At 64.3% G+C, this 15194-nt stretch carries 15 protein-coding genes; 5 read left to right on the plus strand and 10 right to left on the minus strand.

Annotated elements, in window-relative coordinates; all coding sequences use genetic code 11:
* Positions 1-3 precede the first annotated feature (3 nt).
* Both fahA and hmgA read right to left on the minus strand, forming a co-directional pair.
* A complete protein-coding gene (gene fahA, locus ACU8YE_RS21615) occupies positions 4-1275 on the minus strand; it encodes a fumarylacetoacetase (RefSeq protein ID WP_446929573.1) in 1272 nt (423 codons plus the stop codon).
* Between the two features lie 316 nt (positions 1276-1591).
* The gene (hmgA, locus tag ACU8YE_RS21620; protein ID WP_446929574.1) at positions 1592-2938 is read right to left on the minus strand and encodes a homogentisate 1,2-dioxygenase; all 1347 of its coding nucleotides are present in this window, start codon (positions 2936-2938) and stop codon (positions 1592-1594) included.
* Between the two features lie 277 nt (positions 2939-3215).
* Here hmgA and ACU8YE_RS21625 point away from each other — a divergent pair, with 277 nt between their 5' ends.
* Positions 3216-4133 carry a LysR family transcriptional regulator gene (locus ACU8YE_RS21625; protein ID WP_260804184.1) on the plus strand — a complete coding sequence of 306 codons (918 nt, stop codon included), beginning with the start codon at positions 3216-3218 and terminating at the stop codon, positions 4131-4133.
* Between the two features lie 3 nt (positions 4134-4136).
* Here the strand turns inward: ACU8YE_RS21625 and ACU8YE_RS21630 are convergent, their stop codons facing one another.
* Genes ACU8YE_RS21630 through kdgT form a run of 4 tightly spaced genes read right to left on the minus strand, consistent with a single transcriptional unit; the run spans position 4137 to position 7300 of the window.
* Positions 4137-4985 carry an ureidoglycolate lyase gene (locus ACU8YE_RS21630; protein ID WP_446929575.1) on the minus strand — a complete coding sequence of 283 codons (849 nt, stop codon included), beginning with the start codon at positions 4983-4985 and terminating at the stop codon, positions 4137-4139.
* 38 nt (positions 4986-5023) lie between these two features.
* Complete coding sequence (locus ACU8YE_RS21635) at positions 5024-5782, minus strand: SDR family oxidoreductase (protein ID WP_446929576.1); 759 nt, start codon at positions 5780-5782, stop codon at positions 5024-5026.
* A complete protein-coding gene (locus tag ACU8YE_RS21640; RefSeq protein ID WP_446929577.1) occupies positions 5779-6237 on the minus strand; it encodes a nuclear transport factor 2 family protein in 459 nt (152 codons plus the stop codon). The genes ACU8YE_RS21635 and ACU8YE_RS21640 overlap by 4 nt, the downstream gene beginning before the upstream one ends.
* 46 nt (positions 6238-6283) lie before the next feature.
* Positions 6284-7300 carry a 2-keto-3-deoxygluconate transporter gene (gene kdgT / locus ACU8YE_RS21645; protein WP_446929578.1) on the minus strand — a complete coding sequence of 339 codons (1017 nt, stop codon included), beginning with the start codon at positions 7298-7300 and terminating at the stop codon, positions 6284-6286.
* Positions 7301-7580: 280 nt separating this feature from the next.
* Between kdgT and kduI the strand changes: the two genes are divergently transcribed.
* The 4 genes from kduI to ACU8YE_RS21665 all read left to right on the plus strand — a co-directional run bounded on the left by kduI (position 7581) and on the right by ACU8YE_RS21665 (position 11285).
* The gene (gene kduI, locus ACU8YE_RS21650) at positions 7581-8417 is read left to right on the plus strand and encodes a 5-dehydro-4-deoxy-D-glucuronate isomerase (RefSeq protein ID WP_446929579.1); all 837 of its coding nucleotides are present in this window, start codon (positions 7581-7583) and stop codon (positions 8415-8417) included.
* Between the two features lie 4 nt (positions 8418-8421).
* Positions 8422-9207 carry a 2-dehydro-3-deoxy-D-gluconate 5-dehydrogenase KduD gene (gene kduD / locus ACU8YE_RS21655; protein WP_446929580.1) on the plus strand — a complete coding sequence of 262 codons (786 nt, stop codon included), beginning with the start codon at positions 8422-8424 and terminating at the stop codon, positions 9205-9207.
* A gap of 83 nt (positions 9208-9290) precedes the next feature.
* On the plus strand, positions 9291-10130 hold the full coding sequence (kdgR, locus tag ACU8YE_RS21660; protein ID WP_446929581.1) for a DNA-binding transcriptional regulator KdgR: 840 nt from the start codon (positions 9291-9293) through the stop codon (positions 10128-10130).
* A 102-nt stretch (positions 10131-10232) separates the two neighbouring features.
* Positions 10233-11285, plus strand: a complete 1053-nt coding sequence (locus tag ACU8YE_RS21665; protein WP_414562443.1) for an aldo/keto reductase — start codon at positions 10233-10235, stop codon at positions 11283-11285.
* On the opposite strand, the gene prfH is transcribed toward ACU8YE_RS21665, so the two are convergent.
* The 4 genes from prfH to ACU8YE_RS21685 all read right to left on the minus strand — a co-directional run bounded on the left by prfH (position 11282) and on the right by ACU8YE_RS21685 (position 15194).
* Positions 11282-11899, minus strand: a complete 618-nt coding sequence (gene prfH / locus ACU8YE_RS21670; protein WP_446929582.1) for a peptide chain release factor H — start codon at positions 11897-11899, stop codon at positions 11282-11284. The two genes, ACU8YE_RS21665 and prfH, sit on opposite strands and share 4 nt — an antisense overlap.
* Entirely contained in the window at positions 11899-13026 is a 1128-nt protein-coding gene (locus ACU8YE_RS21675) for an RNA ligase RtcB family protein (RefSeq protein WP_446929583.1), read from the minus strand. The genes prfH and ACU8YE_RS21675 overlap by 1 nt, the downstream gene beginning before the upstream one ends.
* Before the next feature lie 261 nt (positions 13027-13287).
* The gene (locus tag ACU8YE_RS21680; RefSeq protein WP_322018989.1) at positions 13288-13497 is read right to left on the minus strand and encodes a DUF2783 domain-containing protein; all 210 of its coding nucleotides are present in this window, start codon (positions 13495-13497) and stop codon (positions 13288-13290) included.
* Between the two features lie 17 nt (positions 13498-13514).
* Positions 13515-15194: an FAD-dependent oxidoreductase gene (locus ACU8YE_RS21685; protein WP_446929584.1), complete on the minus strand. Its 1680-nt coding sequence runs from the start codon at positions 15192-15194 to the stop codon at positions 13515-13517.

The raw sequence follows: 15194 nt of genomic DNA on the forward strand, positions 1-15194 counted from the left end.
GCGTTACTTCACGCCGCGCGCCGGCAGGATTTCGCCGCGCACTTCCCCAAAGCCCACCCGATAGCCATCGCCCTGGCACCAGCCGGTCATGATGACTTCGTCGCCGTCTTCCAGGAACGCGCGCGTGGTGCCGTTGCCGAGGTCCAGCGGCTGCTTGCCGTTGACGGTCAGCTCCAGCAGGCTGCCGTACGAATCCGGCGTCGTGCCGCTGATGGTGCCGGAGCCCATCAGGTCGCCCACGCGCACGTTGCAGCCGGATACGGTGTGGTGCGCAAGCTGTTGCGCCATCGTCCAGTACATCGCGCGGAAGTTGGTGCGGGCGATGGTGGTGCGTTCGCCGCCGTGGGGGCGCAGTGCAGTTTCGAGGGCGATGTCGTAGGCGTTCGGCCGGCTCTGCCGCAGGTATTCCAGCGGCTCAGGCGATTGCGCCGGGTTGGCCACGCGGAACGGCTCCAGCGCGTCCATCGTCACGATCCATGGCGAGATCGATGTACCGAACCCCTTCGAGTTGAACGGGCCGAGCGGCACGTATTCCCATTGCTGAATGTCGCGCGCGCTCCAGTCGTTGAGGAGCACGACGCCGAACATATGATCCGGTGCCGCGTCGACGGAAACCGGCTCACCCAGCGCGCTCGGCTTGCCGACCACAAAGGCCATCTCCAGTTCGTAGTCCAGCTTGCGGCATGCCGTGAAGATCGGGCGCGGCTGATCGGGCAGCTTGATCTGGCCCATCGGGCGGTGCAGCGGGGTGCCGCTCACCACCACGGAGCTGGCGCGGCCGTTGTAGCCGATTGGGATTTCCAGCCAGTTGGGCAGCAGCGCGTTCTCGGGATCACGGAACATGCGGCCGACGTTGGTGGCGTGTTCCTTCGATGAATAGAAATCGGTATAGCCCGGGATGTCGATGGGCAGATGCATCACCGCATGCGCCTGCGGCACCAGCGCGCGCGCGTGCAGCGTGGCGTTGTCGCGTACGTGCGTGTCGGCCACGCTGAACAGCGCTTGCAGCTTCTTGCGCGTTTCCGCCCAGACGGGCTTGCCGAGGGCGATGAAACTGTTGAGCTTGCCGGTGCGGAACGTGCCGCGTGTGGATGCGGGCAGCAGGCCGGCGTCATCCAGCACGCCGAGATCGATGACTTGATCGCCCAGCGCGACGCCCGCACGTGGCGACGGGTTTTCCTTGGTGGAGAAGATGCCGAAGGGCAGGTTTTCCAGGGGGAAGTGCGTGTCGGGGGTGTTGGCGGATTCTAGCCAGCTTAGTTGTCGGGTGGTCATGATGGGGGCGGTGATTTGTTTGTTGAGTCGGTAGTTGCTTGACGTTGCTGGTGCATCCTGCGTTTCGTCCCCTGCCGGGGCCGACTCACTTTCTTTGTCTTGCCAAAGAAAGTAAGCAAAGAAAGGCGCGCCCGAGATGGCGAAAGATTCCTTGAATTTCCGTAACCGGGCGGAGAAGGACCGAAACTCGCTGCGCTCAGACAGCGGTCCTTCTTTTTCCGCCCGCTTACGAAAATTCAAGGCGCCATCTAGGGCAGGGTACGGCCACACCTTCTGGATGCTCGCCTTGGCGTCAATGTGAATTCGTCGATTGTGCTTAACGCTTGGTCGGGTCGAAATGTTTCTTCAGGCCTTGCCAGCATTCGAAGTACTTGGCCTGCAGTTGCGCCGATTCCGCCGCGAAGCGCGTGGGGCGGATCACGGCTGGCGTTTCGAACATGAAGGCCATCGTTGCGTCGACCTTGTGCGGCTTGGTGGTGTCGCCGTTGCTGGCTTTCTCGAACGTGTCGGCGTCGGGGCCGTGGCCGCTCATGCAGTTGTGCAGGCTGGCGCCGCCGGGCACGAAGCCTTCGGCCTTGGCGTCGTACACGCCCTGGATCAGGCCCATGAATTCGCTTGCGACGTTGCGGTGGAACCAGGGCGGGCGGAACGTGTTTTCGGCGGCCAGCCAGCGCGGCGGGAAGATCACGAAGTCGATCGTGTCCACGCCCGGCGTGGCGGACGGGCTTTGCAGCACCAGGAAGATCGAGGGGTCCGGATGGTCGAAGCTGATCGAGCCGATGGTGTTGAACAGGCGCAGGTCGTACTTGTACGGCGCGAGATTGCCGTGCCAGGCTACGACGTCCAGCGGCGAGTGGCCGATCTTCGCCGTCCACAGGCTGCCCTGGAATTTCGCGACGAGTTCGAAGTTGCCCTCGCGGTCTTCGTACCACGCGTGCGGTGTGAGGAAGTCGCGCGGGTTGGCCAGGCCGTTCGAGCCGATCACACCCAGGTCCGGCAGGCGGAAGAGCGCGCCGAAGTTCTCGCAGATGTAGCCGCGTGCGTCGCCGTCGGGCAATTCGACACGGAAGCGCACGCCGCGCGGGACGACGACAATCTCCAGCGGCTCGACATCAACCACGCCCATCTCCGTCAGCAGGCGCAGTCGGCCTTGCTGCGGGACGATCAGCAGCTCGCCGTCAGCGTTGTAGAAGAAGCGGTCGGTCATCGACGCGTTGGCTGCGTATAGGTGGATGCCGCAGCCGGTTTGCGCGTCGGGCCCGCCATTGCCGGCGAAGGTGACGATGCCGTCGATGAAATCGGTGCCGGCAGCCGGTGCGGGCAGCGGGTCCCAGCGCAACTGGTTGGGCGAGGGCGGCACCTCGTTGAAGCTGCTGTGGAAGCGGCCCTGCGCCATGGCCTCGAACGGCAGATGCACGGCGCCCGGGCGAATGCGATATAGCCACGAGCGGCGGTTGTGCGCGCGTGGGGCGGTGAACGCCGTGCCGGAAATCTGTTCCGCATACAGGCCATACGGCGCCTTCTGCGGGGAGTTCTGGCCGTGCGGCAGCGCACCGGGCAGGGCTTCGGTGGCGAACTCGTTGCCGAAGCCGCTCTGGTAAGCGGGCCGGTCCAGCGACGCGGGGGTGAATGCGTTCTTGGCCGTCGGGGCGAGCATGTTCATGGTGAAGTCCTTGGAGAAAAAGTCAGGAGCGTCTTCAGGGAAAGCGTAGTCGTTACTGGGCCATCAAGCGGGCTTGCCGGTTGTCCAGTGGGCGAGGTCGATGGGCGTGGATGGCGCTTCATGAGCAGCGGGGGCAGGGCGCATGGTGGTCTCCGGTGGCGGCGGTGCCGCTCTGTTCTGGATTCTTGGTATGCGCGTATTGTCCGGATTGGGTGAAAATTTGAAATATCAATGCGAGAATGCATGCTATTGATATTGTGAATGTTGAGGCGCCGCCATGCTGAATCTGCGGGACGTGGACCTGAACCTGCTGGTGCTGTTTCAGGAAATCCTGCGCGAAAAGCGCATTTCCATCGTGGCCGAGCGGCTGGGCCTGTCGCAACCGGCGGTGAGCAACGCGCTGTCGCGCCTGCGCCAGACCTTTGACGACGAACTCTTTGTCCGCACCCCGCGCGGCATGATGCCGACCGCACTTGCCGAGCAATTGGCTGAACCGGTGGCCACCGCGCTCGACACGCTGCAACGCGCCTTCGGCCAGCGCACGCACTTTGAAGCGGCCACTTCCACGCGTACCTTCACCGTTGCCATGAGCGACGTCGGCGAGGTGTATTTCATGCCGGTGCTGGCGCAGTTGTGTGCCGAGCAGGCACCAGGTGTGCGGCTCGACACGCTGCGTGCGGGCGGGTTCGACATGAAGGCCGAGATGGAGGCGGGCGCCATCGACCTTGCCATTGGCGCGTTCGATGATCTTTCCGGCGAGAGCCTCTTCCAGCGCCGCCTGTTCCGGCAGGATTACGTGACCATGTTCCGGCGCGGCCATGCGCTGTCGGAGGGCAAGCTGACGCTGGAGCGCTTTCGCGCAGCGTCACACCTGGTGGTGGCAAGTTCGGCCAGCCCCTACAACGCCATCGGGCCGCTGCTCGACAAGGCGGGCATCACGCAGTCGGCGCGCTTTTCGGTGCCGCACTTCGTGGCGGTGCCGTACATCGTCAGCACGACCGATCTGGTGGTGACGGTGCCGCGCAAGCTGGCCGAGCGCGCGGCGCCGCCGTTTGGGTTGGAGTTCGTGGCACCGCCGCTCAAGCTGCCCGCGCTGCAAACGAATGTGTTCTGGCACCGGCGTTTCCATCAGGACGCCGGCAACCAGTGGCTGCGCAACCTCGTCGCGCAGCGCTTTGCAGAGTTGGAACGCTAGCCGTCAGCCGGCTGAGACGGTGCGCTGCAATTGCTCGCCCAAGCCGGCGATGCCCAGGCGCATGGTCTGCCCAGGCTTGAGGTAGACCGGATTCGGCTTGATGCCCAGGCCCACGCCAGGCGGCGTGCCCGTCGAGATGACATCGCCGGGCTGCAGGCTCATGCAGCGGCTCAGATATGCCACGAGTTGGGCCACGCCAAACACCATCGTCCGCGTATTGCCGTTCTGATAGCGGTGGCCGTCCACCTCCAGCCAGAGGTCCAGCGCCTGCGGGTCGGGCACCTCGTCGCGCGTGACCAGCCACGGGCCCAGCGGGCCGAACGTATCAAAGCCCTTGCCCTTGTCCCACTGGCCGCCGCGCTCGATCTGCCATTCCCGCTCGGAAACGTCGTTGACGATGCAGTAGCCGGCCACGTAGTCCAGCGCGTTGGCTTCGTCGATGTACTTGGCGGGCTTGCCGATGACCACGCCCAGCTCGACCTCCCAATCGGTCTTGACGGAGCTGCGCGGGATTTCGATGTCATCGTTCGGGCCGCAGATGGCGCTGGTCCACTTGTTGAAGACGACCGGCTCGGCCGGCACCGGCAAGCCGGATTCCGCAGCGTGGTCGGCGTAGTTCAACCCGATGCAGATGAACTTGCCGACACGCCCGACGCACGGGCCAATGCGGGGTTGGCCGCTGACGGCCGGCAGCGTGGCAGGGTCCTCCTCGCGCAGCTTGGCGAGCGATACGTCCGACAGCACATCGCCTGCAATGTCGTCGACGATGCCCGACAGATCGCGAAGGGTGCCGGTTGCATCGAGCAGGCCCGGTTTTTCTTGGCCCTGGGGGCCGAAGCGCAGCAGTTTCATGAAAGGCTCAAATCGGTTGGGGGAAAGGCATCAAGGTATCAATTTGACCAGCCGCCGTCGATCAGGTGGACTTGCCCCGTCGTAAAGGCGGCTTCGTCGGAAGCCAGATAGGCGGCCAGCGCGGCAATCTCTTCCGGCTGGCCGAGGCGCCCCATCGGCTGGCGTGCGACAAACGCCGCTTCGACTTCCGCGCGCGATTTTCCCTGCGTGCGGGCTTGTTCATCGATGCGCTGGACGAGGGAGGGTGACACCACCGTGCCCGGGCAGATCGCATTGCAGCGGATGCCGCGCGCCACAAAGTCTGCCGCCACGGATTTGGTCAGCCCGATCACCGCGGCCTTCGATGCGCCATACACAAAGCGGTTCGGAACGCCCTTGATGCTCGACGCGGCGGACGACATGTTGATGACACTGCCGCCACCGCGTTCCAGCATGCCCGGCAGAAACGCGCGGATGGTGCGGTACATCGACTTGACGTTCAGGTCGAACGAGAAATCCCACGCATCCTCATCGCACTCCAGCACCGAACCGGCGTGCACGAAGCCCGCGCAGTTGAAGAGGATGTCGATGCCGCCAAGCTCGGCAGCGAGCGCATTGACCTGCTGGGTATCGCGCACGTCGAGCCGGCGGACGTCGAACGGCACATCGTTCAACGCATCGATGCGCAGGTCGGTGGCGATGATGCGGGCGCCTTCGCGCGCGAAGCGCTCGGCGCAGGCGCGGCCGATGCCTTGCGCGGCGGCTGTCACGAGCGCAGTCTTGCCCGCCAGGCGCCCGGGGGAAGCGGCGCCCCTCATTGCTTCGGAAGCAGATAGGCCTGGCGCGCAAACAGGCGCCAGCCGTCCGGATGCTTCTTCCACACCTGCAGCACGCCGATATGCGCGGTGCTGGTCTTGCCGTCGGGCAGGTTGTTGACGGAGTCGAACACGTGGCGCACCCACGCGTTGTCGCCGTTGATCTGCACGGTCTGGTTGGTCAGCGCAATCGACTTGAATGAATTCGTGCCGTCCAGCGTCTTGAGGAAGGCTGCGCGGTCTTCCAGCTTGCCCGACGAGTGGCCGTAGGTCAGGTCGTTTTCGATGAGCCCGGTGAGCGTGGCGCCGTCGCTGGCCACCATGGCAACGCGCATGCGCTCGACGGCTTGCGCAACCGTGTCGGCATCGGTGGCGGCATGGGCGAGGGTGCTGCCGGCAGCGAGCGCGGCGGTCATCGCAACGCCCGCAATGCGGCGGACAAACGTGTGCAACAGCATGGGCAATCTCTTCTCTGAAGGTGTGTGCGGTGCATCGCAGGCGTGGTCAGAAATGGGCTTCGCGGTGCGCGGCCTGTGGTGGCAGGCTGGCGGTTTCCAGCTCGGGCAATGGCGCAGCGCGACCCACACGCCGCACCCATATCGCGGTCAGGATCGGCACGAGAATCGCCGTCACAAGGCAGGCCGTGGCCACCAGCGCCGTGGCGGCCGGCACCAAGGGTTTGAACCGGGGAATCATCTCGCCGATGATGGCCGGGTTGGCAACCGCCGCTCCGGCCGTGGATGATGCCGCCAGCCCTGCAGCGCCATTGCCGCCCGCAATGAACTTGTCCGCCAGTATGAGCGGCACGCCGGTAATGACGATCACCGTAAGGCCGAGCAAGAGGCCAGGGAGGCCGCTCTTGGCAATCACGTGCAGGTCGATGCCGTTGCCCAGCGCAAAGCCGAAGAACGGAATAAGCGGATGCACGCAGCGGCCGAACAGTTCGCGCAGTTCACTGTCGAGATTGCCCAGCGTAAAACCGATCAGGAACGGCAGCACCGCGCCCACGAACAGCCTGGGCTCAAACACCGCGATGCCCGTTGCGCCGAGGATCAACATGCTGACCAGCGGGCCCGATTCGACCGACATCAGCACGAATGCGCTGGCTTCTTCCTTGGTGCCGTACTGCTGCATGACGGCGGCGTAGAGCCCGCCGTTGGTCATGTCCATCGACGTGGTGATCGCCAATACCGACAGTCCGGCAAGGATGCCGGTCTTGATGCCTTCGTCCGGAATGAACTGTGCAGCCACCAGCGTTGCCAGCCACGCCACGGCAATCTTGGTGACGAGCAGCGTGCCGGACTTGCGCAGCACCACGCCGGTGGCATGTAGGTCGATGGTCGCGCCCATGCAGAAGAACCACACCGCCAGGATCGGTACCGTGCCGGTGATCAGGCCGTTGGTGAACGAGCCGAAGTACTTCCCCGCGTCCGGCGCGAACGTATGCACGCATGCACCGAGCAGCAGCGGCACGAGCATCAGGCCGCCCGGAATGCGGTCAATCGCCTTCTTGATCTTCACGTCTCCTCCATGAGCCTCTATGGGCTCGGTTGGTCAGGGTCCAACATCGTGGAGTGACTATAGCGGATGAGATGGAACGATGTTCCATGTTTTTTGATTTCAGGGATTTATCGTTTACCCTGCGGCGCAAATGTGTGCGGTACAGCGTGATCCCCATCGATCTGAGTCTCATCCAAAAAATATGGATCGACGTTCCGTATTTGCGTTTTTTGTGCTTCAATCCAACCCAGAACAGCCGGCAGCGCGATGAATGCCGGTGCATTCCCTACGGAGAAACGGCATGGAAGTGCGGCAAGGAATCCACAGCGAACACGCAAAAACTCTCGACACGGCCGGGCTGCGCCGCCAGTTCCTGGTGGAACAGGTGTTCGAGCGCGATGCGCTTCAGCTCACGTACAGCCACATCGACCGGATCATCGTGGGCGGTGCGTGGCCGGCAACGCGGCCGGTGGAGGTGCCGGCATCGCTCGCCAAGTCGATGGGCGTAAGCCATCTGCTGGAGCGCCGCGAGCTGGGCGCGATCAACATTGGCGGCCCGGGCTGGGTGGAGGTGGATGGCACACGGCACGCCGTCGGCAATGAAGAGGCGATCTACATCGGCCAGGGCGGCCAGAACGTCGTCTTCGGCAGCGACGATGCGGCGCGGCCCGCCAAGTTCTACATCAACTGCGCGCCGGCCCATACGGCGTATCCCACGCGCACGATCACGCTGGCGCAGGCGTCGCCCGAAACGCTGGGCGATCCGGCTACCAGTAACCGGCGCACGATCTACAAGTTCATCGTGCCGGACGTGCTGCCCACCTGCCAGCTTTCGATGGGCATGACCATGCTCGAGCCCGGCAGCCTGTGGAACACGATGCCGTGCCACACGCACGAGCGCCGCATGGAGGTGTACTTCTATTTCAACCTGCCGGACAACGCCGCCGTGTTCCACATGCTCGGCGAGCCGCAGGAGACGCGTCACATCCTCGTCCACAACCAGCAGGCTGTGATCTCGCCTAGCTGGTCGATCCACTCGGGCGTGGGCACGCAGGCCTACACCTTCATCTGGGGCATGGTCGGCGAGAACCAGGTGTTCCACGACATGGACCACATCGCCATTGCCGACCTGCGCTGACACCATGCGGCTCGAGAATCCCTATCTGCAGAGCGCAAGCCTGTTCGACCTGAGCGGCAAGGTGGCCATCGTCACCGGCAGCAACACGGGCTTGGGCGCGGGCATGGCGACGGCGCTGGCGGCGGCCGGTTGCGACATCGTCGGCGCCAACCGCTCGGACCCGGCGGAGACAGCCGCGCGCGTGGAAGCGGCTGGGCGGCGGTTTGTCGACGTGCGTGCCGATCTGTCTTCGCTCCAGCCGATCGGCAGCATTGTCGAAGCCGCGATGGACACCTTCGGCCGCGTCGACATCCTCGTCAACAACGCCGGCATCATCCGCCGCTGCGATGCGCTCGAATTTTCCGAAGCCGATTGGGATGCAGTCATCGACGTCAACCTCAAGGGCGTGTTCTTTCTCTCGCAGGCGGTGGCGCGGCAGTTCGTGCAACAAGGCGGGCGCGGCAAGATCATCAACGTGGCGTCGATGCTGTCGTTCCAGGGCGGCATTCGCGTGCCGTCTTACACGGCGTCGAAGAGCGGTGTGCTGGGGCTCACGCGACTGCTGGCCAACGAGTGGGCGGGGCGCGGCATCAACGTCAACGCCATCGCGCCCGGCTACATGGAAACCGCCAACACCGCGCAACTGCGCGAAGACCGGCAGCGCAGCGAGGAGATCCTTGCGCGTATTCCGGCCGGGCGCTGGGGCGTGCCGGACGACCTTGCGGGCGCCGTGGTGTTTCTGGCTTCGGCCGCATCGGACTACGTGCACGGCCACACGCTCGCGGTGGATGGCGGGTGGCTGGCGCGATAGCCAAATCGGCAAGTGGATAGGTGGAACGCGGTATGAGACCGGTTATGCTCTCTCCAGATTTTGAAATCACGGAACCACGAGAGATGAAAGCCACGCGCCGGCAACGCAAGCCGGAAGACCCGTCCGCCAATGAACCCGTTGATGCCGGTGCCGATAAGGCCGAGTCGGTCTCGGCGGTCGACAAGGTGTTCACCATCCTGGCCGCGATGGGCGAGCTTGGCGCCGTTGGCCCGAGCGAGCTGTCGCAGCGGCTCGGCATGTCCAAGACGACCGTGCACCGCTTCCTACAGACGCTCAAAGGCCTCGGCTATGTCGCGCAGGAAGGCGACACCGATCGATACCGGCTGACCATCCGCCTGTTCGAGCTTGGCGCCAAGGCGCTGGAAAACGTCGACCTCGTCCGTGAGGCTGACACCGAGATGCGGCGCATCGGTCAGCTCACGCGCGAGGCCGTCCACCTGGGCGCGTTTGACGAAGACGCTATCATCTACATCCACAAGATCGATGCCGATTACGGCTTGCGCATGCAGTCGCGCATCGGCCGGCGTAATCCGCTGCACAGCACGGCCATCGGCAAGGTGCTGCTGGCGTACATGCCGCCGGAAGAGGCGCGCGAAGTGCTGTCGAAGGTGGAGTTCAAGAAGTCCACGCAGAAGACGCTCGCCTCCGCCGAGGCCGTGCTGAGCATCCTGCCGCGCGTGCGCCAGCAAGGTTTTGGCGAAGACAACGAAGAGCAGGAAGACGGTCTGCTGTGCATTGCCGTGCCGGTGTTCGATCGTTTTGACCGCGTGATTGCGGGGCTGTCGATCTCGTTCCCGACCATGCGTTGCGGCGCCGACACCAAAGCGCACTACGTCGCGCTGCTGCAGCAGGCTGGTGCGGCCATCTCTTCGCGCCTGGGCCACCATCCTGCTTCCCACTAAGGGCGCTGCAGGATTAGCCAGTCCGTCCTATCCTCTGCGTTGTTTCCCGCATCTGAGCCTGTGCGCTCAGCATTCCATTCCCACCGTATTGGAGTCGATCACATGCGTTACAACCAACTGGGCCGGACTGGCCTGTTTGTATCGGAGCTGTGCCTGGGCACGATGACCTTCGGCGGCAACGACGGCATATGGCAGCACATCGGTGATTTGCAGCAAGCCGACGCTGAGCGCCTGATCGGGCGCGCGCTCGACGCCGGCATCAATTTCATCGATACGGCCGATGTATACGCCAACGGCGTCGCTGAACAGATGACGGGGCAGGCGCTCAAGAACCTGAAAGTGCCGCGCGACAGCGTGGTCGTCGCCACCAAGGTATTCGGCCAGACCGGCGACAGCGTGAACGCACGCGGCGCCTCACGCCTGCACATCATGGACGGCATCAAAGCGAGCCTGAAACGGATGCAGCTCGACCATATCGATCTCTATCAGATCCATGGTTTCGACCCCGCTACGCCCATCGAAGAAACCGTGCGAGCGCTCGACACGCTTGTCCAGCATGGCCACGTGCGCTATGTGGGCGTATCGAATTGGGCGGCGTGGCAGATCGTCAAGGCGTTGGGGATTGCCGAGCGGCTGGGCTGCGCACGTTTCGAAAGCCTGCAGGCGTATTACACGGTCGCGGGCCGCGACCTCGAGCGCGAACTGGTGCCGATGCTCAAAAGCGAAGGCCTTGGCCTGATGGTATGGAGCCCGCTGGCTGGCGGCCTGCTCAGCGGCAAATACACGCGCGAACAGCACGGCGAGCAAGACAGCCGCCGCAACAAGTTCGACTTCCCACCGGTGGACCGTGCGCGTGCCTACACCTGTGTCGACGCCATGCGCGTCATGGCCACTGCGCGCAGTGTGTCGGTCGCGCAGATTGCGCTCGCATGGCTGCTGCATCAGCGTGCAGTGACCACCGTGATCGTCGGCGCCAAGAAGATCGAGCAGCTCGACGACAACATCGCGGCCACCAAGGTTGAGCTGACGGCGGACGAACTGGCGCAGCTCGATGAGCTGAGCAAGCTGCCGCCCGAATACCCGGGTTGGATGCTGGAGCGGCAAGGTGAGTACCGGCGTGGCCAGCTTGCCGGAATGCGGCAGGCCGGTCGCTAGTCTGCCGGCTCAAAACGTTCGCCTTTGAACACGCGGTGCGGGTTGCCGCGCTCCACCTGATGATGGAGCGCGCGCCGTTGCGCACGCTGCGCCGCATCGGCAGCTGCGTCGTGGTCCGCCAGCTTGTGAGCGAGCAGCAGCACGGCCAGCCGTTTGTTGGCGTACTGGCTGCGCTCCGTCTGCACCTTCACGCTGATGCCCGTGGCGATGTGGGTGGCCCGTACGGCCGACTCCGTCTTGTTGACATGTTGGCCGCCGGGGCCCGACGAACGCGTGGTCTCGAAGCGGATCTCGCTCGGCAGCGTTGCCGATGGCGCCGCACAGCGCGCCACCCCAATGAACCAGTTCTTGCGCGCGTGCCGTGGCCGATACGGGCTCGGGCATGTCCACTGGATCGTGCCTTCCCATGCTCGCGCCACGGCGTCTTCAGTGTCACCTTCCAGGCTGATCAAGGCTGAACGCAGCGTGCCAGCGCGCTCTCCATCCTCCTGTTCCAGCAGCTCGAGTTTGACGCCAGCGTCTGCGGCTTCGCGTTGCAGTTGCGCGAGCGCTTTCACCACAGCCAGTTCGCATTCGGCCGGACCTTGCGCGGAAGAGAGTTGCAATAGCACCATCAGCAACACTCCCCGCGCGTCTTGTACGTCAACACCGGGCGCAGGCGCGCGAGCACCTTGACGAGGCCGGCATCCACCAGCGGCGCGATGACGCTGTCGATGGCCTTGTAGGCCTCGGGCGCCTCTTCGTAGATCAACTGCTTGTCTGCGCAGATGACGTGGCCGCCGAGCTTGGTGCGGTTGAGCTGCGCCGGCGTGAAGCGGCGGACGAGCCGGTCTTTGCACTCGCTGCGCATCCATTTGCGGCCCGCGCCGTGAGCGAGCGAAAACAAGCCGTGCTCGCTCGGGCGTGGCGCGACGAGGTAGCTGTAATCGCCACGCGAACCGGGAATGACGACCACGCCGGCATCCGACGGCGTGGCGCCCTTGCGATGCAACCAGCCGCGTTCGCCAAACACCGTGGCCGGTGCGACAAAGTTGTGATGCACGTCGAGCAGCGCCTTGCCCTGCGCGTGCAGGCGGTCGAGCATGCGGCGCGCGATCAGTTCGCGGTTGGCCCTCGCAAAGCGCAGCGTCGTCTCGTGGCGTGTCAGATAGGCGCCGCACGCCGCATCGTCCTGTGCGCGCCCGGCATGCCCATATGCGCGCACGTGCTCATCGAGGATGGCCTGGCCAAGCCCACGCGAGCCGCTATGCACAAGCAGCAGAAGCTGGCGCGGGTCGAGCGGCAGTTCCTCTGCGTCGTAGATCTCGTCAATGCGCTGTAGCTCGGCAAAGTGGTTGCCTCCGCCGATGGTGCCAAGCGCGGCATCGAAACCCGTACCAGCCGGCGCCGACGCTGCGACAAGTTCGCGCCAGCTCTCGTCGAGCGGCGTGTCGATGTTGCCCAGACGCTCTTCAAGCTTGTCGAGGCTGACTTTGCTGGCATCGAGGTCGGTCGACCACAGCGTCATGCCGCAGCCGATGTCGTTGCCGATCAGCGCCGGATACAGGCGGCCAACGGAGAAGAACGCAGCGCCAACGGGATAGCCGCGACCGGGATGCAGGTCGGGCATGCCGGCCACATGGCGCATGCCGTCGAGCGCTTTGGTGGTTTGAAGTTGTCGGATCGCGTCGCCTTCGATCCAGGTGTCGTCCGAGGCGATCAGGGAGACGCCGTCGAACAAATGCAAGATGCAATTGCCCATGAATGGTCCATATCAGGTCTGAAAAAAATCTGATGTGGCAGGCCGTAGGCCGGGGCAATGCGAAGACGCTGCGAACTACAGCGCGAGAGGTTCGATCAACCCAGGCAAGGGCCTGCAAAGGGGAAAGCAAGGTGACGCATGATGTTTTTTCCTCCTATGCAAAATGGTTGATCGGTAAGCGGGGCGGATACTAGCACCGCGCTTTGCGCACTCGCAAGTACGATCAAACGTAAGTGATGGATTGTTGAAACGCGACGGCGCTCAGGTTGCTGTTGCTGCTGGCAATGCAAGTCGCGCCGCCGTCAGCGCTTCGCGCAATACCGCCATGTCGCCGATATGGTTTGCGAGCAGCAGGATGAGCTGCGCGTTGAGCATCGCGCTGTGCTCATCGTTCAGGTTGCGATGCGCGTCGATCAGCGCCTCGTAGAAGTCATCGGGGCGCGGTAGGTTGGGTTGCGTGTTCAGCGGCATGGCGGTCGGCATTCAGCTCAGGCAGAGACAGTGGCGTGCGGCGTTGCCGCAGGCGCAGTTTGCCCGGTGGCACGAAGCAACGCAGCGGCCAGCTTGGCAGGCTCAAGCGCGCGCCAGCGTGCACAGACGTGCTGGTCGGGGCGGATCAAGTAAATCGTGCCGGGGCGTGCGTCATAGCGTTGCGCGACCAGCCCGTCGATGTCTTCCAGCGCGGCCACGTTGGCAGAGGCCGTGCCCATGCCGCCAACCGGGAAGACGGCCAGCGTAGGCAGCGGCAGCGCATCGACGTGTTCTCCCGCCTCGCAGAAACGTAGCGCCATGAAGCCGCCGTGCAGATGACTGAGCAGCCAATCGGCACCGCCATCGGCATTGCGCACTGGCGCGTCAAGTGCGACCGCACCGGGCACGAGTGCGCAGGCGAAGGGCGCGTCATCCTTTGTCTGCAATGGAGAACCTTCAAGCACCGTCGGCATCGAGAGCCGCCCGCTGTTGACCAGCGTTCGCGCAAACGGATAGTGCTTCGCTAGGCGCAGCGTGGCATCGCGAAAGAGCCGGCTGACCGCGCTCTTGGGCGTGATGAAGTCGGTTGAGCGGGTGGAGTGGCGGATATTGTCGTCGGCGGCGAACTCGCGCTCGCTCGCGTACGTGTCGAGCAGTGTGTCCGGCGCATCGCCGGCCAGCACCATGCGCAATTTCCACGCGAGGTTCTCGGCATCCTGCAAGCCGCTGTTGGCACCGCGCGCGCCGAATGGCGACACACGATGCGCCGCATCGCCGACAAAGAGCACGCGGCCGTGGCGGAACCGATCCATGCGTTCGCACGAAAACGTATAGACGCTGACCCATTCCAGCTCAAAGTCGACGCCTTCCCCCAGCAATGCGCGCACGCGTGGGATGACGCGCTCGGGTTGCTTCTCGGCTACGGGGTCGGCGTCCCAGCCGAGCTGGAAGTCGATGCGCCAGACGTTGTCGGGCTGATGGTGCAGCAGCACCGATTGATTTGGGTGGAACGGCGGATCAAACCAGAACCAGCGCTCGCTGGGGAAGGGCGCATCCATGCGCACGTCGGCGATCAGGAAGCGGTCTTTGAACGTCTGGCCGCGGGCTTCGAGGCCCATCATGTGGCGTACCGGGCTGCGCGAGCCATCGGCGGCGACCACGTATTGCGCCCGCTGCTCGTACGTGCCGTCGGGTGTCTCGATGGTGAGCGTTACGCCGTCGGCATCCTGCGTGAGGCCCGTCACCTTGTTCTTCCAGCGCAGCTCGATGTTCGGCAAGGCTTGCGCGCGTTGAACAAGAAAGCCTTCCACGTAGTACTGCTGCAGATTGATGAACGCTGGCCGGCGGTGGCCGGTTTCTGGCAGCAGGTCAAAGCTGTAGAGCAGTTCGTTCTTCAGGTAGACCTTGCCGACGTTCCAGCTCACGCCCTTGTCGACCATGCAGTCGCCGCAGCCGAGCCGATCGAAAATCTCCAATGACCGCTTGGAGAAGCAGATCGCGCGCGAGCCGGTGGACAGCGTGCAATCGTCGTCGACGACGACCACGGCCACACCTTGCTGCGCCAGATCGATGGCCGTGGCCAACCCCACCGGCCCGGCGCCTACGATGACGACGGGGCGGGCCGCCGGTGCCGCGCCGGGCTCCTGCTCGGCGCACGGCGCATACGGGAAGACGCGGTTCTGGAAGTCGGGATTCAT

The organism is Ralstonia sp. VS2407, from assembly GCF_052950655.1.